The organism is Acidovorax facilis (genome assembly GCF_050626955.1).
GTDB classification, from domain to species: Bacteria; Pseudomonadota; Gammaproteobacteria; order Burkholderiales; family Burkholderiaceae_C; genus Acidovorax; species Acidovorax facilis.
This window is the reverse complement of sequence record NZ_CP192462.1, coordinates 38,939-63,685: the sequence shown is the minus strand read 5'-3', so window position 1 is coordinate 63,685 and position 24,747 is coordinate 38,939. Positions and strand designations below refer to the sequence as shown.

Annotated in this window: 17 protein-coding genes and 2 pseudogenes; 7 read left to right on the top strand and 12 right to left on the bottom strand. The window is 60.2% G+C overall.

Going from position 1 to position 24,747, the window contains the following annotated elements; genetic code table 11:
* Positions 1–83: 83 nt before the first annotated feature.
* The 4 genes from ACQ4MJ_RS26290 to ACQ4MJ_RS26275 all read right to left on the bottom strand — a co-directional run bounded on the left by ACQ4MJ_RS26290 (position 84) and on the right by ACQ4MJ_RS26275 (position 6,451).
* Complete coding sequence (locus ACQ4MJ_RS26290) at positions 84–3,203, bottom strand: error-prone DNA polymerase (RefSeq protein ID WP_431153183.1); 3,120 nt, start codon at positions 3,201–3,203, stop codon at positions 84–86.
* A 91-nt stretch (positions 3,204–3,294) separates the two neighbouring features.
* Entirely contained in the window at positions 3,295–4,602 is a 1,308-nt protein-coding gene (locus tag ACQ4MJ_RS26285; RefSeq protein WP_431153182.1) for a Y-family DNA polymerase, read from the bottom strand.
* A complete protein-coding gene (gene imuA / locus ACQ4MJ_RS26280; protein WP_431153181.1) occupies positions 4,547–5,374 on the bottom strand; it encodes a translesion DNA synthesis-associated protein ImuA in 828 nt (275 codons plus the stop codon). The genes ACQ4MJ_RS26285 and imuA overlap by 56 nt, the downstream gene beginning before the upstream one ends.
* 75 nt (positions 5,375–5,449) lie before the next feature.
* On the bottom strand, positions 5,450–6,451 hold the full coding sequence (locus tag ACQ4MJ_RS26275) for an IS1595-like element ISCsp2 family transposase (RefSeq protein WP_431153180.1): 1,002 nt from the start codon (positions 6,449–6,451) through the stop codon (positions 5,450–5,452).
* A 961-nt stretch (positions 6,452–7,412) separates the two neighbouring features.
* Between ACQ4MJ_RS26275 and ACQ4MJ_RS26270 the strand changes: the two genes are divergently transcribed.
* Complete coding sequence (locus ACQ4MJ_RS26270) at positions 7,413–9,041, top strand: hypothetical protein (protein WP_431153179.1); 1,629 nt, start codon at positions 7,413–7,415, stop codon at positions 9,039–9,041.
* 410 nt (positions 9,042–9,451) lie between these two features.
* Here the strand turns inward: ACQ4MJ_RS26270 and ACQ4MJ_RS26265 are convergent, their stop codons facing one another.
* The 3 genes from ACQ4MJ_RS26265 to ACQ4MJ_RS26255 form a co-directional block, all read right to left on the bottom strand.
* Entirely contained in the window at positions 9,452–11,449 is a 1,998-nt protein-coding gene (locus tag ACQ4MJ_RS26265) for a DUF262 domain-containing protein (RefSeq protein WP_431153178.1), read from the bottom strand.
* Positions 11,446–12,972 (bottom strand): DUF262 domain-containing protein, encoded by a 1,527-nt coding sequence (locus ACQ4MJ_RS26260; protein ID WP_431153177.1) that lies wholly within the window; start codon positions 12,970–12,972, stop codon positions 11,446–11,448. Before ACQ4MJ_RS26260 ends, ACQ4MJ_RS26265 begins: the two co-directional genes overlap by 4 nt.
* A gap of 119 nt (positions 12,973–13,091) precedes the next feature.
* Entirely contained in the window at positions 13,092–13,901 is an 810-nt protein-coding gene (locus ACQ4MJ_RS26255) for a hypothetical protein (RefSeq protein ID WP_431153176.1), read from the bottom strand.
* 135 nt (positions 13,902–14,036) lie between these two features.
* Here ACQ4MJ_RS26255 and ACQ4MJ_RS26250 point away from each other — a divergent pair, with 135 nt between their 5' ends.
* Complete coding sequence (locus tag ACQ4MJ_RS26250; RefSeq protein ID WP_431153175.1) at positions 14,037–15,035, top strand: helix-turn-helix transcriptional regulator; 999 nt, start codon at positions 14,037–14,039, stop codon at positions 15,033–15,035.
* Between the two features lie 76 nt (positions 15,036–15,111).
* Here ACQ4MJ_RS26250 and recD read toward each other — a convergent pair.
* Positions 15,112–16,461: pseudogene (gene recD, locus ACQ4MJ_RS26245) on the bottom strand (exodeoxyribonuclease V subunit alpha); the annotation flags it as partial.
* Positions 16,452–17,347 (bottom strand): annotated as a pseudogene (locus tag ACQ4MJ_RS26240) (IS3 family transposase); the annotation flags it as partial. The pseudogenes recD and ACQ4MJ_RS26240, both read right to left, overlap by 10 nt.
* 37 nt (positions 17,348–17,384) lie before the next feature.
* Here ACQ4MJ_RS26240 and ACQ4MJ_RS26235 point away from each other — a divergent pair.
* From ACQ4MJ_RS26235 to ACQ4MJ_RS26215, 5 genes are all read left to right on the top strand, one after another.
* Positions 17,385–17,837 carry a hypothetical protein gene (locus ACQ4MJ_RS26235; protein WP_431153173.1) on the top strand — a complete coding sequence of 151 codons (453 nt, stop codon included), beginning with the start codon at positions 17,385–17,387 and terminating at the stop codon, positions 17,835–17,837.
* Between the two features lie 970 nt (positions 17,838–18,807).
* Positions 18,808–19,116: a hypothetical protein gene (locus ACQ4MJ_RS26230; protein ID WP_431153172.1), complete on the top strand. Its 309-nt coding sequence runs from the start codon at positions 18,808–18,810 to the stop codon at positions 19,114–19,116.
* A gap of 207 nt (positions 19,117–19,323) precedes the next feature.
* Positions 19,324–19,446 (top strand): hypothetical protein, encoded by a 123-nt coding sequence (locus ACQ4MJ_RS26225; RefSeq protein WP_431153170.1) that lies wholly within the window; start codon positions 19,324–19,326, stop codon positions 19,444–19,446.
* A gap of 173 nt (positions 19,447–19,619) precedes the next feature.
* The gene (locus tag ACQ4MJ_RS26220) at positions 19,620–20,357 is read left to right on the top strand and encodes an enoyl-CoA hydratase/isomerase family protein (RefSeq protein ID WP_431153169.1); all 738 of its coding nucleotides are present in this window, start codon (positions 19,620–19,622) and stop codon (positions 20,355–20,357) included.
* 357 nt (positions 20,358–20,714) lie between these two features.
* A complete protein-coding gene (locus ACQ4MJ_RS26215; protein ID WP_431153168.1) occupies positions 20,715–21,800 on the top strand; it encodes a lactonase family protein in 1,086 nt (361 codons plus the stop codon).
* Between the two features lie 63 nt (positions 21,801–21,863).
* Here ACQ4MJ_RS26215 and ACQ4MJ_RS26210 read toward each other — a convergent pair whose 3' ends face one another.
* The 3 genes from ACQ4MJ_RS26210 to otnK are packed head-to-tail and all read right to left on the bottom strand — an operon-like array spanning position 21,864 to position 24,714.
* Positions 21,864–22,703, bottom strand: a complete 840-nt coding sequence (locus ACQ4MJ_RS26210; protein WP_431153306.1) for a methylglyoxal synthase — start codon at positions 22,701–22,703, stop codon at positions 21,864–21,866.
* 41 nt (positions 22,704–22,744) lie between these two features.
* The gene (locus tag ACQ4MJ_RS26205) at positions 22,745–23,437 is read right to left on the bottom strand and encodes an aldolase (RefSeq protein WP_431153305.1); all 693 of its coding nucleotides are present in this window, start codon (positions 23,435–23,437) and stop codon (positions 22,745–22,747) included.
* Positions 23,434–24,714 carry a 3-oxo-tetronate kinase gene (gene otnK / locus ACQ4MJ_RS26200; protein ID WP_431153304.1) on the bottom strand — a complete coding sequence of 427 codons (1,281 nt, stop codon included), beginning with the start codon at positions 24,712–24,714 and terminating at the stop codon, positions 23,434–23,436. Before otnK ends, ACQ4MJ_RS26205 begins: the two co-directional genes overlap by 4 nt.
* Positions 24,715–24,747 lie beyond the last annotated feature (33 nt).

Here is a 24,747-nt window from a genome sequence, read left to right as displayed (position 1 = left end):
TGCAGACAAGAAGAGGCTTTCGAGGAGATTCAATGCTCACACATACATTGGGGCGGTTGCTGCCATCAGCACTTCTATGGAGGCTACTTGAAGTTTCTGCTTTCAGTGGCCAGCCGCCCTAGCAGATGCGACAGGTCCGCCAGCTTGTCCGCAATCAGGCTGCACACCGTCCCCTGTCGTTGCCAACGCCCCTGCACCGCCAGGAGCCGCGAGCCCAACAGCACCTGCCGCTGCCGCTCGCGCACGTGCTCCCAGACGATGACCTGAACGGCGCCGTGCTCGTCCTCAAGCGAAACGAACACCACCCCGTTGGCCGTCTCAGGCTGCTGCCGCAGTGTCACGATGCCGACGGTACGCACCACCTGTCCATCGCGCACCCTTCGCAGGTCGGCCGAGGTCTTGAGCTTGTACTTGTCGAGTCTGGGCCGCAGGAGCTTGAGCGGGTGGCTGCGCAGCGTGAGACCGGTGGACGCATAGTCCCAGAGCACTTCCTCTCCCTCGCGCGCCGGCGGCAGCTCCAGCACTTCTTCATCGATAGGGGCATCGTGAAGAATCTCCGGGGTGGCATGCAGCGCAGCAGCCTCCCACACCTGCTCGCGCCGGTGCCCGGACAGTGAGGCCAACGCGTCGGCCGCGGCGAGCAGCTTCATTTCGTGCAACTCTAGGTCGCATCGGCGGGCGATTTCCTCCGCGTTGTCGAAGGGCGCGCGTGCTCTCTCTTCTTCGATGCGCACGGCGCTGGCGGTTCGAAGGCCTGCAATGAGCCGCAGGCCCAGGCGCACCGCAGGTTTGCCTGGCAGGTCTTCCAGCGTGCAGTCCACATCGCTGTGCATCACATCGACGGGCCGCACCACAACGCCATGGCGGCGGGCGTCCTGCACCAGCTGGCTCGGGCTGTAGAAGCCGAGCGGCTGGCTGTTGAGGAGCGCGGCCAGGAAGGCCGCAGGCTCATGGCACTTTATCCACGATGAGGCGTAGACCAGCAGTGCGAAGCTGGCGGCGTGTGACTCTGGAAAACCGTATTCCGAGAACCCTTTGATTTGCTCGAAGATGGACTCGGCAAAGCTGCGCTCGTAGCCGCGGTCCAGCATGCCGTTCACGATTTTGTCGTAGTACTTTTCGAGGCCGCCCTTGCGCTTCCAGGCCGCCATCGCGCGGCGCAACCCGTCTGCTTCACCCGCAGAGAAGCCCGCGGCCAGGATGGATATCTGCATGACCTGCTCTTGAAAAATCGGCACGCCCAAGGTCCGCCCCAACGCAACCTCCAACGCCTTGCTCGGATAGGTCACAGGCTCCAGCCCTTGGCGCCGGCGCAGGTAGGGATGCACCATGCCGCCCTGGATGGGCCCGGGCCGAACCAGCGCGACTTCAACGACCAGGTCGTAAAAGCACTGTGGCCGCAGCCGCGGCAGCATCATCATTTGCGCTCTCGACTCGACCTGGAACACGCCCACGGTATCTGCCTTGCACAGCATCCGGTAGGTCCTGCGGTCTTCGGAAGGAATGTCCTGCATCGCAAAGTCGTAGCCTCGCTGGAGGCTGATGAAGTCCAGCGCCCGGCGAATCGCCGACAGCATGCCCAAAGCCAACACGTCGACCTTCAATAGGCCGGCGGCATCGAGGTCGTCTTTGTCCCACTCAATGACCGTGCGGTCCGGCATCGATGCGTTCTCCACGGGCACCATGCGGCACAGCAAATCGCGCGTGAGCACGAAGCCACCCGTATGCTGCGACAGGTGCCTTGGAAACCCCGCCAACTGGTCCGTCAGGGTCAGAAGCTGCCGCACCGCGAGCGAGGAAGCGTCCATGCCGAGCTCATCGAATCTCTCCATGCGGAGGTTGTCGCCGTCGAACCACTGCTGCCCCTTCGCGATGGCGTCCACGGTCTCCAAGTCAAAGCCCAGGGCCTTGCCCACATCGCGTATCGCCGACCGTGGCCGGTACGAGATGACCGCGGCAGTCAGCGCTGCGCGGTCGCGTCCGTACTTGCTGTAGAGATACTGGATGACTTCCTCGCGCCGTTGGTGCTCAAAATCAATGTCGATGTCCGGAGGCTCATTGCGCTCCTTGCTGATGAAGCGCTCGAACAGCACCGACATGCGTGCGGGGTCGACCTCGGTGACCCCGAGGCAGTAGCAGACCACCGAGTTGGCAGCCGAGCCGCGGCCCTGGCAAAGGATGTGGCGCGACCGCGCGAACACCACGATGTCGTACACGGTGAGGAAGTACGGCTCGTACTGCAGCTCGCAGATGAGGTCGAGCTCATGTTCAATCTGCTGCTGGACCTTCTCGGGGATGCCCGCCGGCCAACGCCGGCCTGCACCTTCGTAGGTAGCCTGGCGCAGGTAGCTCGCAGCGGTGTGGCCAGGCGGCACGACCTCGGTCGGGTACTGGTACTTCAACGCATCGATGCTGAAGCTGCACCGGGCCACCACGTTGAGGGTCTCGGCCAGCAGCTCCGCAGGAAAGGTCTGCGCAAGCCGCAACCGGCTGCGCAGATGGCGCTCTGCGCTGCGGTCCAGCTCCTTGCCGCATTCGGTCAGCGGCTTGCCAATACGGGTCGCCGTCATCACGTCCTGCAGTGGCTTGCGTGAGCGCACATGCATGTGCACATCGCCCACGGCGACCAGGGGCAGCGCCGTGAGCGCCGACAGCTCGCGCATCCGGTACAGCCACATCTCATCGTCGATGCGTCTCACCAGGTCGACCCCAATCCAGCACCGGCCCACGAAGTGGTCGAGCATCCAGCGGCCCATGGCCTCCAGCTGAGCAGCCTTGGCTGACCGCTCCGGGCACAGCAGGGCTACACAGTTCTTGAGCTCGTCGCCACGGATAGTGTCCAGGGTGAGGTGGTAGGTGCCTTTCTCGGAGCTGCGCCGAAGCTTGGTAATGAACTGGCAGAGGTTCCCATAGCCATCGAGTGTCTGGGCCAACACCACCAGCATGAACGGGGCCTCGGAACTGCTGCGGGGTGACACGAGGAACTGCGCGCCCAGCAGCAGCGGCAGCCCGGCCTCCTTGGCTGCGACATGGGCACGGACCACCCCAGCCATTGAGCATTCGTCCGTGATGGCCAGCGCGCTGTACCCGAGTTCCTTCGCGCGGTGTACGAGTTCATCTGCCGCGCTTGCGCCCTTCAAAAATGTGAAGTTCGAGATGCACCGCAGCTCGGCGTATTCGGGGAGTGTGGTGGGCTGGCTCATGGGCGTGGCCCCGCCTCAAAGCGGTAATGCAGTACCGATTTACCCAGAAACGGTACTGCGTTACCGGTTTGGACCGAGCGTGCTCTGGTCTTCATGCGAAATGCCCATGCAGAAACCACGCAGTCTCTTCGGCCGCCAGACGCGCTTGGAAGACCCACAGCACACCCGCGTGCGGACTCAGCGCAAGGTAGTAGTCGCGCTGCACGTTGAGTGTGATTTCTTCGCCGCTGTCCTGCGCACGATGCCACCATCCCCCTTCAATGCGGTCAGGCCCCAGAAGCAGCTGCAGGGCCCCTTGGTACTGGGGCCGGTGGTCACGCTCGACCAGGCGCAGCGGCTCCACAAGCAGCCAGCTCGGCTGCGGGAGGTCGTACCCGTTGGACTGCGCCTTGCCAGGCTTCTCCGCATCGGTGTGGGACCACAGCTGCCCGTGCTCCAGGCGATGGTCGGCGCACACCAGTGGGCGGCGGATGCAGTCGTCGCCGAATCGGGCCTGCATGCGTTCAAGCGCCAGGCCAGTGGCGGCGCCTTTGCGTCTGACTTCGGGAAGAAATGAGCGGCTCTCTTCGACGACGGGCAGCACCTCTGTGGCCAGCAGCTCGATGTCGCCAGCCGGCGCGAGCAGCGTGACCTGTGCCAAGTGCTCCGCAAGCAGCTTGCCGAGATGGTCGACGTTCTGTGTGGGGATGGCCGTCCGGATGGTCAGCTCACCACCGGTGCCGGCATCCTTGGCGCGCATCACGTCGTGACACCAGCGAAACGTATATGCAGTCGCGCCGAGGCGCCTTGCCTGCAACCATCCCGACATCTGCAGCAGGAGCCTCCTGGCGCCAAACAGCAGCGCGGGTGCGCTCTCCACGCGCGACATCAGTTCCAGCCGCGCATGAAAGCTCTCGGGAATGGTGAGCCATGCGTAGGTCTCGGGCCGGAGCCCATAGGCCAAGTCCAGGGCGGAAAGCAACTCCTTGCTGAACCGCCGGCTGATGCCGCCCCGAGGCAATGCGCGAACGTCACCCAGCGTGCGGCAGCCAACGCGCGCCAGCGTCGCCTGGTGCGCGGCCACGGCGGTCAATGCAGTCAGGGGCAGCTTGTCGAGCACCTTCTGCCACGGGGCCTGGAATCCGTCCGCAAGCTCACAGCGCACGAGGGCGAGTGCGCCCAAGCCCGTGGGCGCCCACGCTACTCGCGCACCTAGCTCTGCAGCACCAAGTTCGATGCGCTCCCGCAGCCTGGAAATTCCACCGAACAGCCGAGCGCTGGCCTCCACTTCGACGAGGACGCATTCTTCGCACAGGGTGGCCCTGGGGGAGAACTGAAGCGACCACGTGCCGAGGGATGCTGCATCAATGGGCGACGCGGAATGCGGCAGCTGGATTGGTAGCAGGGCTGCCCAGTACATGGGGCACCTCCTGACGCGCAGGCCTGGGCGCAGGCAGCGTTCGCAATCGTGGCGGGATGACAATGTCCAGGTTGCTGGGCATCGCCGGCAATTGAAGAACACCATCGAACGTGGCACCGCGGCGCTTGCGGATGCGGACGTCAATGTTCCACCCAGCGCCGAGGGTCACGGAGACGCGCAGTGGAGCTGCAGAAGTGTCGCGCAGGGCCGTCTCTGGCCGAACAATGAACACGGGCGCATCGCAGCTCTGTGAGTGCACCTGCAGCCTGCGCAGCTGCTCTGGCCGGGCCTGTGGAAGCCAGACGAGCACGGCGCCGCACGGGTCGGACTTGATGAGCTGCTCGGCCACCCACAGGCGGTCTGCCGGCCCCTTCACCTCAATCCAAACCAAGCGGTCAGGCGCCACGCCGAGCTGGGCCAGACCTGGCGCGTTGGGCTGCTTTGGTGGGGACACCAGGTAGACGGTGCTGCCTTCCTCCGCGAGCAGCGACGGCACCGCCGGGCCGAGGAGTCGCCATTCGCATATGGCCGACTGGGGAAGCAGCAACTCGGTCAGGCTGCGGGTTGGCCAACCACCCCCTGGCAGCTCGGCATCAAGGGCCGGAAACCCGCTGCTGACAACGCGCGCCTCCACCTTGCCCAACTCGGTCCCTCGCCACACGGCCTCGGCCACGTGCACCGGCAGCGCTCTGGTGAGCTCTTCCGGAGGTACGACGGCAGATGGGCCTGGCGAAGGCTCGGGGCCTTCTTGCCACAGGGCGAGGGTCGACATGGGTGGGCGCTAGAATCACTGTATGCAAGTAAGGGGTATCTATTTAGCTCCAGTAGCCCCGTTGATGCTGTGATTTCATCCAGCAATAGTATCCGATTGCCTCTCCCCGGTGTTCTTGCTCACGACATCCCCATACGTCACTGGCGGCGTGACCACCGCTTGCTGCAGCAAGCGGTAAAACAGCATCCCGCGTGAGTTGGATGTGCGCCGGTTGAAACGGAACACGAATTCATCGAGATAGGCATCCAGGTGGTCTGGCTGTACAGAGCCATGATGTGTTCCCAGCACCCAGCGCTGTACCAGTGAGGCGACTCGATGCACTCCCGCCATGGAGACATGGGCAGGCACGCCTGAGCCGAGCATGACGGTGCGCCGGTGGGTGTAACCCAGCTCTCCCAGAGCGCGGTATGCCGCCGAACCATCCGTGCGTACCTGGGCTCCGGGCTCGACCACCTCCTGCACAAAGGGGATGACGTGGGTGGCGGCGTCTCGGTCAATGCGGCGTAACCGGATGCGTCCAAACCCCTTGGGCTCCACGATCTCCACCGCCATGACCATCAACACTTTGGTGGTGCTGCTCTTGCGCCCTGCAGGGGTGGCGGGACTCTTGCGATCCGTGATGGATAGGTACGTTTCATCCACCTCCACAAGCCCCTTGAGCTTGTCTCGGCCCGGGCGGACCATGGCACGTCGAAACCGGTGCAGCATGGTCCAGGCGGTCTGGTAGCTCCCCAAGCCCAATACGCGCTGCAGCCCCAGGGCGCTCACGCCTTGTTTCTGATTGGTCAGGTACCAAGCTGCCGCCAGCCAGACACGCAGCGGTGTGCGCGTCTTGTCGAAGATGGTCCCAGAGGTTACTGTGCCTTGGTACTGGCATGAGCGGCACATCAGGCGGGTGCGGCTGGCGCGGTACACATCGCCAGCGTTGCCGCAACGCGGGCAGACGAAGCCTTGGGGCCAGCGCAGCTTCTCCAGGAACGCCTGGCAGGCATCTTCGGTGGCAAACCAGTCAAGAAATTCGTTCCAGGTGCGAGGGTAGTCCTGTCCAGGAGTTGGCGTTAGCATCTGGGTTTCCATCCAGATATTCTGACGTCACTGGAGCTAAATAGATACCCCTTATGCAAGTACAGTATATCGGTGGAAATGTCAGCAGGTGTAGGCTGAAACCGCTGCTTGGCGCGGTCTGTTGATGGGTGCTACAGGTATTGATAGCAACAGAGATAGCAACGGTGAGCCTTGGAGGCGAGACCGGTTTTTGAGTGCTGACTCGAACTTTTTCTGTGCGGGACAATTCCTGAGTAGGCCGCCTGGTTTACGCGGCGAGCAGCATCTTTCTCGTCACATGGTGGGAGCGTGCGACGCCCATTCGAGCGGACTTTTGTATAAGTACACAACGATGACAAGCGATCAATTTATTCCTGCAAACCGCTGCGGCTACTGCGGCTCGACGAACTATCGCAGGGTGGTTGAACGCGACGCCCAGGGTGTCATGCGCTACGGGCAACGCTTGGTGTGCTCGGGCTGCACCCGAGAATTCGCCGACATCGGCTCGTGGCGGCGTGGCCAAAGCAACCCCCCGCCATCTTTGCCAACTGCTGCGTGAGGCTAGCGTCTCCTCTCATACTTTGCCAACAAGCTGCAGAGGGCGAAGCATCCATCGCACATTTCGCTTCAGGCTACGAGACTTTGTAAGAAGACTAGCCTCCTCTGCAATGGTGTTTTACACTGCATGGGTGTACAGTGCTCAAAAATTAAGCAGGATGGCAGTGTCCAGAAATTGGGGTAAACAATGGTGATGGCCCGAAAAGTGATTGTGTCGCCAGCCTTGCTCAGGGCTATGGCCACTGAGAGGCAAGCGAATCGACCTTATACCGTCGAGCAAGGACAGCGTGACGCCCAAGTCGCGCGACGTGTTCAGGAATTTGTGAGAACTCAACGCGAGGGCGCTGAGGTTCTACGTGAGCATCTTGGTAGACCTATTGTTTTTTAATTGATTTTTATAGTTTATAAGGGCGACTAGGTCGCCCTTTTTGTTGCCATGGACATTCAGGACTATATTAGATTTCCAGAAATTCTGAGCAATCTTGGTTGCCGAAAATCATCAATTCAGAGCGAAAGGTCTCGCTATCTGGAAACCTATCTTCGCTACATTCAAGCCAAGTCCTTTGCAATTGAGTCAGAATATATTGATGCCGGCCACCTAAAGAATTACGCATCATATTATGCATTCCGGACTGACGATGTTGGGAAGAAAACAACGCGCCTTCATTTTTTCTCCAGAAAAAAAGAAGAAGTTGAAGATGGGTTCAGATATTTTTCCGATCGTCCTCTTGATGGAGAATATGATCAATATCTCAACGAAGGATACCTTGGCTTTATAGTGATTCGCCCATTACAGGAGGCGGTGATAGGTCGGACATGCTTAAGAATATACGGAGAAGGAGTTCAGGCTTCTTGGAATCGTCATTTTCCTTTGTTACGGACCTACAAGGTCATGGTCGGCGGCATGCGCCTAAGTGTCCGAAGTATTGCATTTCAAGAGCAAGATGATGAAATCGCGGCATGCTCCGCTACTGCTATCTGGCACACCCTGCATGCACTTCCACACCGGATCACAACAGGGCAGATCGAATCGCTTTTCGACATATCTAACCTCGCCTCTGCATCTGACCGACAAATGCCAGCACCTGGTGAGATTGCCCACCGATTTCCGACCACCGGACTAAATGCCGGTCAGATTCAGAGCTATCTGCAATCAAAGGGCCTCGATTGCTTGGTGCGTGGATTCTCCGGAAAGACAAGGAATATTGGACTGCTCGAGTATATTCATACTTTCTGCGAGGCAAAATTCCCATTGATACTAGTGGGGCGGCTATATATAAGCGAAAGTAAAGATGACAACTTTCAACTAGGCGAACTACATGCAGTAACAGTTCTAGGATACTCTGAAAAAATTGACATTTTATCCAATAGTGCATCAGAACGCATTGGAAAACTATATGTCCACGATGATCAGCTCGGTCCGTTTGCCCGTTACGACGTGCAAATGCCTGAAGGCGGGCAAGATTTTTCGCAATATCTACCAAGAGGCAATAATGACAGAATCACAGATAATTCTGCACTTCACTTATACACGAAGGCTGACAAAATACACCGTCGATTCTTGCCGGTTTATGCAATCATTCCTATCGATTCGGGAATTCGATACCCGTACGAAAATGTAGCCGCATTCGCCAGAACAATATCAGAAGTGATCATCGGTCAGATAGAGACTGCAGACCAGAGAAAACCTCAAATAGAATGGTCGATCCGCCTTCAGCATGGATCAGACTTCAAGGTGTCTTTGAGAGGTGTAGATTGGGTAGATCCGCAAATTCGCCAGGACCTCTTACAATCGTCTTTTGACTACGTGTGGGTTGTAGAGTTCTCGGAGATCAAAGAGATGACACGAACTAGAAGGCTTACCGCCGTTTTCAATGCCAACCAATTACGGCAGGATGGAGCGCTGGAAGCAATATTTTCTTCGGGAGACTCTTCGGTAACAGCGACTTACGATGCATTGCTTGCTCGAACAGCAAACGCTTGGGACCAAGGTAAGAATCGGACAATATTTCCACCCCTTATTCATCCCACGCTCAACAAGCTGGCATCACTTATTCCTCAATAGCAACACGCTCAAATTTTTTGCGCGGATGTCTAACGTCTTTGGCGAAGTCAGGCTGATCAAACTTGTTCTACAGCGTAACTAAAATAAACCCCGCCAACAATGCAGAGGATGGATTTTGTTTATAGATACAAGAATAATTATGTTAAATACAACGTGGTTAAGGTCGTTTCTACTAGTAAGGGATCTACGCTTGGTCGGGCTGGTTGCTGCCGGCTTAAAGTGCAAAGGGGGCTCTTACCATGCCGCGCTGAATAGCTTGCCGGACGTCAACTACGAAGAAAACCACCGTGACGTGCTTCTGATCTCGTAGATAAGTGGCTCTCAGCCCAGTGGGTGATGCCCTGTCCGCCTACGCCCCCGCGCTGGTTTCACGGCGCTGGCAATAAGGCCGCACGGCGACAAGGAGAGCATCAGGCCAGCCCGACTCCGCCACCAGCTCGCCTCCCAGGTGTGGAACCGCAGTACCGGTCCATGCACTCGATCATCGCATTCTGGTGCGCGAGTACCTGCGCGTCACCCCAAGTCTCATTGCCATAGATGAGCGCCATCTTCAACGAGTCCAGGCGCGCCTTGTTGTTCGTTCGGAAGCGCTCCCGCTTTTCGCGGTAGGGGCGGTTTCCGAACTCCGAGTTCACGCTGCGCGAGACCAAGGCCAGGTTGCCGAAGCAGTGCAACTGCTCCACCACGCGGTCTTCGTCATTGGCCAGCGGGGTCTGGGGACCTATGTGCTCCACCGAGCTCTTGGCCGTGAAGCGGAATTTGTCCCACTTCTCGTCAGTGCCTTTTTGCTGGAACCAGAGCACGAACTCGAGCTTGTAGAACCAGTAGTGCGCAAACTGCTTACCGTTGTCCTTTCTCGCGGCCAGTTCGGCTGCATGCACCAGGGGCTGGTGCAGCCAGGGCTGTTCCATGAACGCCCGGGTTCTCACGACAAGGCTCTCTTTGGCAGCCGATCCGAACAGATGGTTGTCCAGGTGGCGCAGGTAGTCGAAGTACGCCTGCACGTCACTGTGCTCGTTGCGGTGCATGAAGGCAAGCAAGGGCGTCAGCCAGTACTGCGTCGTGATTTCCTGCGAGTGGTAGAGCATGCTCTGCAGGAGCGAGAACCCCTGGTGCGAGTCGGTCGTGCGGGACCTGCTCATGTACCGCTTGCCATTGCTGGTACTCACATGGATGGCGCTGATGAGGTGCACGACCTCACTGTCCTGGTCCACCCATTTGATGACATGCCGGTCGAACAGGACGCGCAGCCGCCAGAGCAGTCGGATGAAGGAGCGAACGTCCTCCGCCTTGGGCGAATCGCCGAGGAAATGTTCGTCGAAAAGCCCCAGCAGTTGCTTGTCCAGAATGCGCGGCAGGTCACCCCGCCCCCGTTCCTGCAGCCACACCCGCAGGACATGCTGCAGGAACAGCGGGAACCCCACGATGCTGTTGCGCACCCAGGATGGCTCCGCATCGCCATCCTGCCTGGTTTTGACGCTCTCCTCGGGCTGATCGGCAGCCGACTGGAGGATGGTCTGGAGGTCCAGGGCATGCGTGTCAGCGTGGGCCTTCAGTCGGTCCCTGAGCAGAGGTAGCAGCGACTCGGGCTTGTCCAGCCCATTGCGCTCATGGAGTGCCGTGACTTCGCTGGCCGGCATTCCCGACAGGCCTGCCAGGGTCTGCTCGATGAACCGGTCCATGTCGGCACAGGCGTCCCACACCAGCGCATGCTCGGCCCGCTCGTCTTCGCCCAGCACGTCCAGCATCCGCGCCTTCAAGATCTCGTGATGCTGCAATTGCACGCCACGGTTGTTGATCACCTCGAACAGCTTGTTCAGATCGGTCTCGCGCGGCACCGTGGTGATGACGAATTTCACCTTGCGGAAGACGAAATCCGTCAGCCCTGCAAGATGCGTTTCCCGGGCCTCTTCGGAGCCGAATGCGTGCGACTCGAAGACCGACTTCATCATTGCCAGAGCGCTTTCCATGCGCCGGACGCCTTCCTCGTCGGCATGGGACTGGCCGCCTGGCAGAGAAGCGAGGCGGGCAAAGAACTCCTCGACGTCCGGCCGTATCTGAAAGCCCAGGCGCGGCCGCGTGATCTTGTCACTGGGCACGGTCACGAAGGAAGCCAGCGCCCCCTGCCAGGCCTGGCACAGCAGCCACAGAGTGGTGAAGCGCTGCTGCCCATCGATCAGGTCGAAATGCCTGCCGGCCTCCTTGGACTCCTGCTCCACCAGCAGGGTGCCGCCCAGAAAAAAGACCGTCTCCTTGCGCTGGTAGGCATTGACCAGGTCGTCGAGCAGCGTGCGGACCTGGTCGTCCCCCCAGACGAACAGGCGCTGGTAGATGGGCACGTTGAAGTGCCAGTGGGGCATCTGCTCCACAATGGTGCTCAGGCTGAAGAGCCTGGACTCGATGTTCATGGCAGCACCCTCTCCAGCTTCGATGTGATCCACTTGTCCTTGCTCCCCAGCGATGTTTGCGTTGTTTGACCGTAATAGGCCAGCACGGCCTGCTTGTATGCCCCCTGGACTCCCTTGCCGACCTCGATGGCCTCGAAGGCCTGGCTGGCATAGGTTGCCGAATGCAGGTGGTGCACCTTCAGGTGGCTGATCACCTGCTCGGGCCGAAAGCTGGTGGCGATCACGTCGAGCAGGTTCAGGTTGTCGGGGTTGTCCGGGTCCTGCTTGATGAAGTTCTGGGCTGTCTCGTACCGCACCTGCTGTTTCGACACCCTCAGCGCGCCCAGCGCGTGCTCCAGCCAGAGCGAGAAGTCCCACAGCTTCTCCTCTCCGAACTGGTCGACGTACATCAGCGAAGCCAGCAGGAACACCTCCTGCAGGAAGAGCGAATTGGCCTTGAGCAGCTGTTCGTACACCTCCCTGAAGCGCTGCACCTGCACGGACTGGGTGGGCTCGTGCACCAATCGGCGGAGCAGGGCCGCATACTTGGCCGCATAGAGAAAGAAGCCAGCCCCTTTCTGGATGGGCTGCCGTATCGCGAACGGAAGATCCTCCGCCTGGGTGCTCAGCGACACCCGGCCTCCGTGGATTTCACTGCGGCCATCGCTGGCCAGGGTCAGGGCGGTGCCAAGCCGGTTGTTCTGCGATCGGTAGAGCGTGACGGTGGCGGCATCGCCCTTCGCCGCCTCCCACGTGCGCGACTGGAACTCCGTGACCAGCGCGTCATGCCCGCCATAGCTGGCACGTCCGCCTGTCCAGTAGCGCGCACGCCAGAGGAACTTGGCAAACAGGTTGGCCACGAAGCCCTGGTCATGCGACAGGACGGGCGCACCCAGCTGCATGTTTTCCCAGCGGCGCGCGCACAACGTCTGCAGTGCCAACCCCTGCGCCGGGGTGGCCCCCACCACGGCGCGCAGATGGTAGGCCTTGAGCAGGTCGGTGGCGTGCAGCGGCACTCCGCGGTTGTTCTGGCTGTCGAAGAAGGTGAATGCCAGGTCCACACGTTCCACCGTGATCACGGTGAAAACGATCCGCTCGAAGATCGCCTCGGTCAGGCGCTTGGCAGACTCGTGGAAGGCGGCAGCCGCCTTGCGGATGTTCGCGGCAGATGCCGGCGAATAGGTCAGCCCGCAATGCTCCGGCAGCCGCCCCTTGAGCTGCTGGTGCAACACGCACAGTGCGGTCAGCCGTTGCTGGCCGTCGATGATGAAGCGCTTGCCCTTGTCCGCGTGCCGGTGGACAAGCACGGTTCCCATGTAGTAGGGGGGCTTGTCGCCCTCCAGTTGCTGGTACTGGAGGAGGTCATCCGCCAGTTGCAGAATCTTGTCGTCGCCCCACACGAATCCGCGCTGGTAGGTGTCCACCGCGATCGGCAAGGGGGCTGATGCGAACAGCTGCGAAAAGCTCTGAACGGCTACCTCCACGGGCTGTGGCTGGCCGGGCTGCAGTTCCCCGCCGCGTGGGGAAATTTCTGATCGTTCCATCACTGACATCTGACAACAATCCCTCTAGTTTTTATTGCTTGGGCATGGCGCCCCCTGCTTTTTGATTGCCGGCGCTGGGGACGGCAATCATCTCCAAATGTAATGCGCATCCATCACACTCACGATCCGGACCGCAACGCCACCAGATGCACCAGCGCCAGGGGCCCGAGCGACGGCCGGCTGCGAAACGACATGCCCAGCCGCCCATGGGGCGCCCGCGCGCGCAGCAGCTTGCAGGCGTCGAACACGTCACGCAACAAGGTGTGCGGGCTGCCGAGGGTCAGGGCCACCAGCATGTCACCCAACTCCCGGGCGCCCGGTGCGGTGAGTGCCGGGTCTGCCATGGCAGCCACCATGGCCTGCACGGGCGTGGCCCCCCATCCGCAGCCCACCGTTGCCGACGCCTTCCTCCATGCAGGGTCCCGCAGGTCGTCCACGGCCAGGCAGACGCTGGAGTCCTCCATGAACGGCGCCAGCACGCCCTCCCACACGACCGCCTTGCCAAAGCGCTCTTTCGGCAGAGACACGACAAGGTCCGCACGCTGCTGGATGCGCTGCAACTGGCCCAGGGTGGGCTCGTCCACCACCGGCCTCGTCCCTTCCAGCACGGCCAGCGCCATGAGTCCGCTCGAGGCTGCGGCGTCAACGGAGTCGGCAAGCGCCCCGCAGACACCCGGCTCCGACGGATCTGCCAGAAAGACCCTGGCCTGCGGTGGCTCGGGCAGCAAGTCCCATGCGGATTCCAGCGGCTCCCAGCCGCACTGGCCCCAGGCCAGCGCGTGGTCGAGCATGCCGGCCCCCGCCGCGCCCCACGCCAGCACCGACGCCGTACCGGCGCGGGCGTGGCGCAACGGCACCGCAGCCATGGCCGCATTGCCCAGGCCAAGCGCCGCAGCCCCCATGCACTGGATGGCAAACCGTCGATTCATGCACCGCCCCTGTGGTTGAGATAGGCGCTACTATGCGGCCCTGCGCGACAGAATGTGTCGCGGTCCGCCACACGCCAGCAAAAACCGGCCGGCTGCGGCCACATCCCCTCCATTGCGGTACGCAAGGCTTTTTCCATGCCATCAGCCCCAACACGGTCCACCCTCGCCCGCCAGTGGCAGCTCCTGAGCCTGCTGCCTGCGCGGGGGCCGGGCCAGAGTGCTTCCGCGCTCTGCGACGAACTGGCCCTGCGCGGCTACCACGTCAGCAAGAGGCAGGTCGAGCGCGACCTGCGCGAGCTGGCATCCCTCTTTCCGTTGCATCGCAATGACGCAAGCATCCCCTACGGCTGGCGCTGGGCCGATGGCGCCGAGCGCTGCGTGCCAGGCATGGACACAGCCGAAGCCCTGTCGCTGGCCATGGCCCACCAGATGGTCGCCCCGCTGCTGCCCGCGTCAATGCTGGACCTGCTGCGGCCACGCTTCGTGATGGCCGAGCGCATGCTGGCCGAAGTGGGGCAGTCCAACCAGTTGGCCTCGTGGAGGAACAAGATCCACAGTGCGCCCATGCAGTTGGGCCTGATGGCGCCGCTGATCGACGCCGAGGTGGTGCGCACCGTGCACGAAGCCTTGCTGGGCGAAGAGCAGATCGACATCGGCTACCGGCAAGCAGCAGGTGCGCCGCGCGCACTGCGCCTGCATCCACTGGGCCTCGTCCAGCGGGGGCCTGTGGGCTATCTGCTGGCCACTGCCTGGGAGTACGAAGACCCCAGGCTCTACGCACTGCACCGCATGGTGTCGGCCCGGCGCACGCACGAGCCGGCAAGAATTCCACCGGGATTCGACCTCCAGACCAGCCTGGTGAAAAGCGGTGCCCAGTTCGGCGACGACCTGGCGCCGATGGAGGTGCAACTGCGCTGCGACGCCTCGCTGATCAACATCCTGCAAGAGACACCGCTGGCGGTCGGACAGACCATCCTTGACGGCGTGGTGACCGCCACCTTACCGAACAGCTGGGAGCTGCAGTGGTGGATTCTGTCGCAGGGCCCTGCAGTGGAAGTGCTGGCGCCACCCGCACTTCGGCGCGCCATCGCCGAATGCTTGAATGCTGCCTCCGGGCTATACGCGGCGGAATGACGTCACTCGACATGAGCGCGGGTTCCGCTCGCGGCGTTTGTTGCGTCCAACCGATTACCAGTGAGCCACGGCCCGCTCAACGGGCCTCGGGGCCTACGGCAAACTCTCGATCAAGGAATCGCGGCAAGCCGCTTGCGCGCTTTGTAGGACTCGCAATGGCTTGCTCTAGCAGCCCAGGTCTCTCAGCCAGCAGGGTAAAAGTCTTCCTCGCCCGAGTGATGCCTGTGTAAACCAATTCCCTCCCCAAGATTCCGCCCGCGGCCGCAGACAAAATCACAGCAGAGTGCTCAAACTCCGAGCCCTGACTCTTATGCACAGTCATGGCGAAGGCTGTCTCGACGTGTGCAAGACGTGTCACCCCAACGGAGCGAAGCTGCTCTCCCTGGAGGAAGTAGACACGCAGTGAATGTCCATCTCCAACGCTTGGAAGGGCGATCCCGATGTCGCCGTTGAAAACCCCTAGTGCGGCGTCGTTCCGGGTGACCATGACCGGGCGGCCTAGGTACCACTCCCCTGCCCTTCGAATGTGGCGGTTGCGTTCAAGTGCCTTCTCCACTGCAGAGTTGAGGCCAGAGACGCCCCAATCGCCATCCCGGACTGCACAGAGCAATCGAAACCGATCAAACGCTTTCAGAACATCCTTCACCCACTCAGCATGGGCGTCTTTCAATCCTTCAAGTCTCTCCAGCTCGGGCCACCGGGACAATTCATGCGCGTACGCCGAATAGCTGGCCGATCCGCCTCTCCCATGGAGTGCCAAACTGACAATCTGAGCTGCCGCGCCTCCCTCTTGGAACGCAATTTCGGAGGCATCTCCATCCTTCGCCATGCCCTCATGCAATAGCGCGACTGCAGCTGGCGCCGTCCCTTCGTTCACAGCAGTGGCCAACTGACCAATTGGCCCACCGAAGCGGCGGCTTTGCCGCAGCATTGTCGTCTGCTGCGCCAATGTCGGGGCAGACTGCGTTTCAAGATAGTCGTCGGGGATGATCTCTCCGGCAACCTCAGTGAGAAACGCTGCGGTTTCTGGGCTGTACTTGCCTGCTCTGGCATCCCTGCAAAGATCCCCCAGAACGGCGCCCGCCTCAACCGAGGCCAGCTGGTCCTTGTCCCCAAGCAAAATGAGCCGGGTGTGTGCCGGCAGCGCATCAAGCAAAGCCGCCATCATCTCCAGGTGAACCATGGACGCTTCATCCACGATCAGAACATCAAGATCGAGGGGGCGGCCTGCGTTGTAAGCGAAATGACGTGTATCCGGACGGGCGCCAAGAAGCGAGTGCAAGGTGCGGGCAGGTCCCACCCTTTGCACCAGCGTATCCAGATCGAGCGACGATCCCACTTGTGACTTGAGCTCCACCAGCGCCCCGTCGATGGCTTGCTTAAGTCGCGCGGCGGCTTTCCCTGTCGGCGCCGACAAAGCAAGCCTTGCCAGTCATGGCTGGTGAACTGGCTGCCTTGGTCGGAATGCAGGGTGACCGTCACTTTGGGTTGGCGCCGCCACAAAGCCATCAACAAAGCATTGAGGGCCAATTCGGTATCGATGCGGTGCCCCATGGACCAGCCGATGACATGGCGCGAGAACAAGTCGATCACCACGCTCAGATACAGCCAGCCCTCGTGGGTACGGATGTAGGTGATGTCCGTGACCCAGGACTGGTTGGGCTCGCTGACAGTGAAGCGTCGCTGCAGATGATTGGGGGCGACCACGGCAGGCTTGCCACCACGACTCCCAGGCCGTCGGCGGTAGCCCGTCTGGGAGCGCAGCCCCTCGAGCTTGAGCAGACGAGCCACGCGATGCTTGCCGCATGTCTCGCCCAGATCGCGCATGTCCATGGTCAGCTTGCGGTAGCCATAGACGCCGCCACTCTCCAGCCAGGCGTGCTTGAGAAGGCCCAGCAGACGTTGATCGTCCTTGCCACGAAAACTCATCGGCTCGACCTTCCAGGCGTAGTAGCCGCTGGGGTGAACGGCCATGACCTTGCACAGCCTGCGAACGCTGTGCTCGCCTTCATGGCGTTCGATGAATGCGTACTTCACCCGGACTGCTTGGCAAAGTACGCTGCGGCCTTTTTTAGGATGTCGCGCTCCTCGGTCACGCGCTTGAGCTCAGCCTTCAGCCGCCGTAGTTCGTCTGCCTGTGACACCTGCACCTGCCGATCACCGGCCGGCGTGCGCTGGGCTTTGATCCATTGATAAAGACTGTGCTGACTCACCCCTAGCCGAGCCGACACATCGGCCACCTTGTGACCGCGCTCGGTGATCTGCTTGACCGCTTCGGCCTTGAATTCTTCCGGATATCTCTGCTTACTCATGGCACCTCCTATTGGGCCTCAGGTTTGAGGCTCGAAGGTGTCTAGAAAACCCGGGGCGATTCAGATCGAAAGGCAGCAAGTTGAGCTGACTTCCGCCTACGAGGCCATTGCACAGTTACGCGCTGATGTCCAAGCTGCACGCTCCAAGACAAATTCCGCGGCTCCAGTGGCGGTGCCTAGCGCGTCAGCGACTACAGCAGCCAGTGCCACCGCGCATTCCCCATCGATACCGGAAACCAACGTCTCCAAAGCTTACAAGGAGCTCCTGACAACAAAAGAGGGGCTGGCAGTCCAACTCGACAAGGCAGTGCAGACCATCGTGCGCTTGCGAGAAGAGGTTAACGCCGAGCGCCAAAACTCCGCTCAAGCACGTAACGAACGTCACGCCATTCAGACTGACCTGGAAAAATTCCGGACAATTCAGCGTGAGATCTCCGCAGAAAACGCGTCCTCACGCACTGCGGCGAAGCCCTGGTACAAACTTTGGTGATGCAGCGGCTTCTCATCGCGAATGGCAGGCTGGTAAATGTGCCTCCATCTACCTCCAAATTAAGCGATATTCGCGACAATCAACTAGATGCAAGAATGTTAAATTTCATGATGATCTGACAGATGCGAAGTGCCTACTCAGACGCTTTCCACATACAGAGATTCTCGAAGCCGCCTGCAGGCTTGTCTTAGCATTGACGCATATCTCATATATAGCAGTTCTGGCATTGATCTAAGATATGAACCGTAGCCCCGATCTGCACACTAGCTATGCCAACTGATCTGCGCAGTGAATATGAAAACGCCGTGTCTGCGCTACGGCAGGCGGCTGACGCTCGACTTGCTTCAGGTTGCTCCGAAGAGGACGTAGCGCATTGGGTAGTCGCCGAGCGCAATTTGATCAAAGAAACTTATCGTCGCTTGACCCCTGCGCCTTTGCTGGCCCGCATAGTAGCGCGGACCGAGACGCTCTATGGGCGACCAGATGGGCCCACAGTAGAAGATCTGAGAGCCTCGGGAAGGTCATGGACCGGGATCATCGATTCGGCAACGAGGGCTGGCAGCCACCGCAGTGCACTTTTCGAGGACCAGTAGTCAGCAGCTTTCTCGGCTCGGCTGCGTCGAGTTAGCGGATCAGCCGGCTGCTGACCAGAAAGCATCAGGATGTGGTGCTCATGACGAGCCTGTTTCAGAGCCGGAAGCTGACCACACAATTCGGAGCACTGCGGACAACCTAGGCGCCGAGCGCTGTCTCCAAAGGCATTGTGCGAAACGACAACAACAGCGCCACGTTGAGATCGGACGTCAGGACAGAAGTACGAGCCGGGCACTCATCGACGGCAGCTCAACTAGGTCGTCAATCCAGAAATCGAAGCTAGTTTCCCGCACGTTACAACGAGGGAATACGCGCAATCAAACTCGAAAACCGAACAACATAAATCAGCGACGAACAAGCGTTCCTCGCCCGCGCGTTGACGAACCAGCCTCGTGGGCTGCTGATTGATGAGCCTTTCGGCGCCGTTGACCGCCTGGCCCGGGTGGCACTGGAGGAAGAACTGCTTCGCCTGTGGGAGCGGCAGACCGTCGTCTTCGTCACCCACGATGTGGGCGAAGCGGTGTTTCTGGCCAACCGAGTGGTGCTGCTCTCGCCACGACTTGGTCGCATCCAGCGGATCTTCGAGGTGCCGGTAGCCCGCAGCCGCCTGCGGGGCCAAAAGAGACTTTTGGAAATTGAGGCAAAAATCTATGAGGCCCTTCACTTAACACCTCTGTCGATTTAACCCACTGAGTCCAGGTCGCGAGATGCGCACCGGTTTCGGATTTCTTCGGGCAAGGCCTTCCTGCAGCTCTGCGCCTATCGCCGTCACGTCGAATTAGCTGGGCAACGCGTGACGCGAAGAGCGCGCCCACCTGCGGCGGCACGTCGCTAGGAATCGGGAGCGAAAGCAGGTAGAACGTAGCGTTGTGAAGCCTGTAACACGAGGTGCATGACCTTCCCCAGAACTACATCCCCCGCGGCAGACCTGCGCGAGCAGCGCCACGTGGTGGCGTTGATCACGACGTTGCGCGGGCGGCTGAGCTACCAACTGATCGCCCGCGATTTTTCTTAAGGCCTTCAGGCGGAGGCCCCTTTCTCATTCTCTGAATCTGCAGTGCACGCCAGCCAAAGATCAACGTTATTGCCTTTTGGAACGATCGAATCGGGAGTGATTGGCCTCTGACCATCTAAGTAGCGAGGCAGTCAAGTAGTACCATCCAAAGCACCTGAAGGGATGGCTCTTACATGCCCTCCACCATTGCACGTCCACACCGGCGCAACGCATGCGACTTCGCGGCCTGGAGCGACCTGAAGACTGCCTTCGAGACGCTGGGCTCAGACCCGACGGTCAAGCTCATCGTGCTAACCGGCGCGGGCGGGCACTTCTGCGCAGGCGACGACGTGGTTGCCTTTTCATCCGTTGCTGGCGAGGCGGAGAAAGACGTCTGGCGGGCGCGAATCCAGGAATGCTACGCCGCCCTCCAGTCTGTTCCCAAGCCCGTCATCGCAGCCCTCTCTGGCGTGTGTGTGGGCGGTGGCTGCAGCTTGGCCATGTGCTGTGATTTCCGCGTGGGCGACAGTACAGCGCGCGTAGGCGTGCCCGTCGCAAAACTTGGGCTGGTTTACCCCACCATCCAACTGCAGCGCTTAGCATGGCTGATCGGCGCGTCGAATGCTCGACGCTGGGTGTACGAGGCCACCCTCTATGACGCCGTTGAGTCGTATCGTGTAGGCTATCTTGACGCGCTCGTGCAGGCAGATGTGGTAGAAGCCGCCTTCGCCTTTGGCGCAGATATGGGCAAGGCCGCGCCACTATCGATCGCTGGCTCCAAATCCCAACTCAACGCCGTGCTGGCCGGACGTGTCGAGCAAGAACGAGAACGCCTCGATGCTATGGTGCTGCGCGCCGACCGCAGCGAAGACTTTCGCGAGGCCGCGCGCGCCTTTGCGGAGAAGCGACAGCCGATCTTTAAGGGACATTAAAAAGAAAAGGATCCATCCCTGACTGCAACGAGCAATCTTGCATCGGAGGTCCCGCTGTCGCCCGAGAAACTCTTCTGTGAATCTCCAAGCGCGAAAGTTTTGGATGTAGCTTCAAGAAAGCTGACGACTATGTATGGAGTTGGGGACTTCAAGCGACGGTGCTCCCCCTTTCCATTGGCGGCCCACCGTTGCTGACTAAGAGGCTACGTACACAGTAGCTCATACTTGAGAAATGAATAATTGAATGCAATAATTCGTTTTCTGGATTTCGTGCCGCAGTTGACGACACGGGATGCCATGCACGATCAAAGCGTGACCTGAGATCGGCTTCAGCAACAGACTCTGAATGGGTTTCTAATGGGATGCAATGGGTACTCATTTGCATACGTGGGGTCGCGGACCACACGCGCGCGAAATGCTCGTGGTGAAGGGATCTCCGTGTACAGACTGTCTCCAGCGGACGGCCGCCTCAGTCTGGTTCAGATCCTCGGGAACTTGGAGAATCCTTCTTTCTTGACGCTAAACCGCGCTCAGGATCGTCTTTACACAGTCCATGGGGACAGCGACCAGGTGAGCGCGTTCAGCATTGACGCGCTCACTGGGGAGATCAGCCTGTTGTCCACGGCGACCTGCGGGGGGAGAAATCCAGTTGATATTGTGGTCGACCCCAGCGGGAAATTCGTAGTCGTCTCAGACCACCTTGGCTCCGGTGATGGGGGCGCACTCAAGGTCATGCCGTTGATGGAAAACGGTGCGATCGGACCGGTCATCCAGTCTGTGCAACTGGAAGGAGAGCCTGGCCCGTACAAGCGAGAGCAGCCCTTTGCCAAACCGCATTTCAATCCGTTTGACCGAAGTGGGCGATATGTCGCTGTGCCCGACAAAGGAGTGGATCGCATCTTCGTCTTTCGCTTTGACGGCGGCGTGCTTACACCAGCACATGTACCTTGGGTTGGGACCCGTGAAGGGGCTGGTCCGAGGCACATGGTTTTTCATCCTTCGAATGCGTTCGCCTACGTTGTAAACGAGCTCGATTCAACCGTGGCCTCCTATCGCTTTGATGAGGCAAACGGGAGGCTAGAGCCGTTCCAAATTGTGAGCACTCTTCCCGATACTTTTGTCGGCAACAGCAAAGCCGCGGAGATCCAAATCTCAAAGGACGGGCGAGAGCTGTACGCCTCAAACCGAGGCTGCGACAGCATCGCTCGATTCAAGGTGGATGCGAAGTCGGGTCGAATCGATTTTCAAGGGGTCACGTCCTCCGGCGGCCGAACCCCGCGCTACTTTGCATTGGGACCAGATGAGCGCTTTCTCTATGCGCTGAACGAAGACAGTGACTCGATTGTCACCTTCCGCCTGGATCGAGGTTCAGAGCCTGCCTTGGCGCAGCTCGATGTGAATCGATGCGGGAGTCCCGTCTGCATGGTGTTCAAATCAGTGTGAAACTCCGGATTCGAACTCCATTTGGTCAAGGGCTGGCGGGGCGTCCGCCGCCCTTAGCGAAGCTCAACTCAATGCAGAAGACCAAGCCCTCGCCCAGGCATCTGCCATTGCTACCGTGTTGATGCAACTTGTGGAATATGTGGCCGTGTACACCGCGCGCTCCAGCAGTTGGATGTCCGCCTCGTGCTGGCGTGCAACATGCACATCCTCGAAGAAGATGACCTTCTGGCACAGGCCATCAAGGATGAGTTCAGCGATCTGGGCGTCTCCGCCAAGCGGCCCGCTTCTAAAGGGCTGAACCCAGTCTTGGTCGCGCGGCCAGCCCTTGGTCCATGCCATCTCATTGAGGAGGCGACTGGTTGTGCCGGTACCTACGCGATGCTTCGCAAGCGATAGTAAGCAAAAGTGGCGGCTCGCGTATTCCACCATGGTCGTCTTCAGCGCGTCGTGAGCGATGAGAGCAATGCCGGTCTGATCGATTGGTTTGGCGAGAGAGCCAGCGCCCCCCAACCGTTCGATATGACCTGCCTCATAGGCCTCGACCTCCAACCACTCTACGGCGCCAGCTACCGTGCCCACAAACGGCTTCCCGTGGATGACACACTGACGCTTCAGAGCCTGGGCCTCAGGGTAAAGCGATGAGGGGTCAAGTGGGTCGATGAGCGAAATGATGCCGTCGAGCTCTGCGGCTGATTCGAGCCCTCCGGCAATCCTTGAGGTCAACCGCATGAGCCCGCCCTCGCGCCCATAGGGTAGCGCGTGTGCACCCTCGTAGCTTTCGAGAAGATGCAGAGTCTCAAGTGCCTTGAAGGCCCCTCCGACAATCTCCAGCTGCATGCTGAGCTGTCGGAGGGTGTGCTCGCTGGTGATGAGCCAACGCGCTAGACCGCCGTCACGATCCATGCGATGTCGCCGATGGACGACCAGTCCGAACCGCTTTGCGGTCACCAGCTGGCTCCGAAGGTCTTGCGCAGCACATCAATCCGATCAGGGTCGAGCGGGCTAACCGACCCGCCCGCGAGATGGACAAGTTTTGCCGTCTCTTCAAGTTCTTCCAAGACGGCCATGGCCTCGGCCGGGGAACAATGCCAAACGGTCGGTCCAAGCCGTTCCAACATGACCGCTCGAATGACCAAGTTGCGGTGACCATAGTCCGCGATGGCGGCTTCCACGTGTGCGGCCGCCTCGGGTGCGCCTGGCCGGTAATATGGGATGACCGGCACATGCCCCACCTTCATGACGAAGTATGGAGTGATGGGGGGAAGTAGATCTTCCAGGGTGTGTCCAGGTGCTGTCGCCGCTCCCAGGGTGGCAAGGACGCAGTACGTGCTGTGCGTATGGAGCACGCATCCAGCAGCGAACCCGGCAGATTCGGTGGCCCGATAAATCTTTCTATGGAGCTCGATGGTCTTGCTTGCGCGATCGCCGCTCAGTTGCCGGCCGTCGGCATCAAGCTTAGCGAGACGACCTGGATCAAGGTTCCCCAGGCAGGCGTCTGTGGGCGTGATGAGAAAGCCTCCCCCCTCATCGTCGGAAAGCCGAAAGCTGATGTTGCCAGCTGTCGCATGCACATACCCACGTTCAAAGAGACTTGACCCAACACGGCAGATCTCCTCGCGCGCTTTCGCTTCTCTCATGCTGCGACCTCCAACGCGGTGAACGCCGAGGTGAAGAAGTCGGTGGCGCCAAAGTTTCCGGATTTCAGGGTGATGTGAAGCCCGCCTCTGGCAGCATGAGGCGATTGGGCGTAGCACCAGGGCACGCCTGGCGCAATTTGCGGACCAATGCGCATTTGCATGATGTCCAGTGCCTTCACACACGCACCGGAGGTCTCGCCGCCGGCGACGATCAACTCACCAACCCCCTGCTGGACCAGTCCCCTCGCGATGCTGGAGAGCGCGTGCTCGACCAACTCACCAGCTTCCGCAACGCCGATCTTTTGCTGCACGGCCTTCACGGCGTCGGGGTCTGCAGTAGCATAAATGAGGACCGGCAGCGAATGGTCTGCATCCGCTGCCCATCTGAGGGCCTTCTCGACTGACGACGGATTTTCCAGCAGTTGGAAGGGATCGATTGGATACGCGGCACCACCACGCTGCTTGAAGTCCGCCACCTGGGCATTTGTCGCTACTGAGCAGCTGCCAGAAACGATGGCGCGTCGTCCTTCTGCAGGCGGGAGGCTGCTTGCAAGATTGCGCGGCTCCAGACCAAAGTTCTTTGGCAATCCAATCGCCACGCCGGACCCTGCTGTCACCAGCGAAAGCTGTTCAAGCGCCGGGCCCAGCTTCCTGAGGTCCTCATTGGTGGTCGCGTCCACCACCGCGATAGTGATGCCCTTCGCCGCCAGCGCATCGATTCGTGCTTTGATGGCCGCGGATCCTTGCTCAACCACTGTGTGGTCAATGAGGCCCACGTTGCGCGAGGTTTGTGCTTGCAGAACGCGCACCAGGTTGGAGTCCGTCATGGGAGTCAACGGGTGATTTCTCATCCCTGACTCCTGCAGGAGCACGTCGCCAACAAACAAATGCCCCTTGAAGACCACTCGCCCGTTTTCCGGGAAGGCCGGGCACGCGATGGTGAAGCCTGCATTGAGCTCCGCCATGAGCGCATCCGTCACTGGCCCGATATTGCCTGCAGGTGTCGAATCGAAGGTCGAGCAGTACTTGAAGTAGTACTGCTGTGCGCCTTGAGCTTTCAGCCAACGCGCGGCCTCAAGCGACTGCTGAACTGCTTCACTTGCCGGAATAGTGCGCGACTTGAGCGCCACAACGACTGCATCCGCGTCCCCGTCCAGTGGACCTTGGGGAACGCCTATTGTCTGAACAACACGCATACCCTCGCGCACCAAATTGCTGGCGAGGTCCGTGGCTCCCGTGAAGTCGTCGGCGATACAGCCCAGTAGGATTTTGCTCATTTCAGTCCTTTCTTGCGCCTGTGCGGCTGGCTA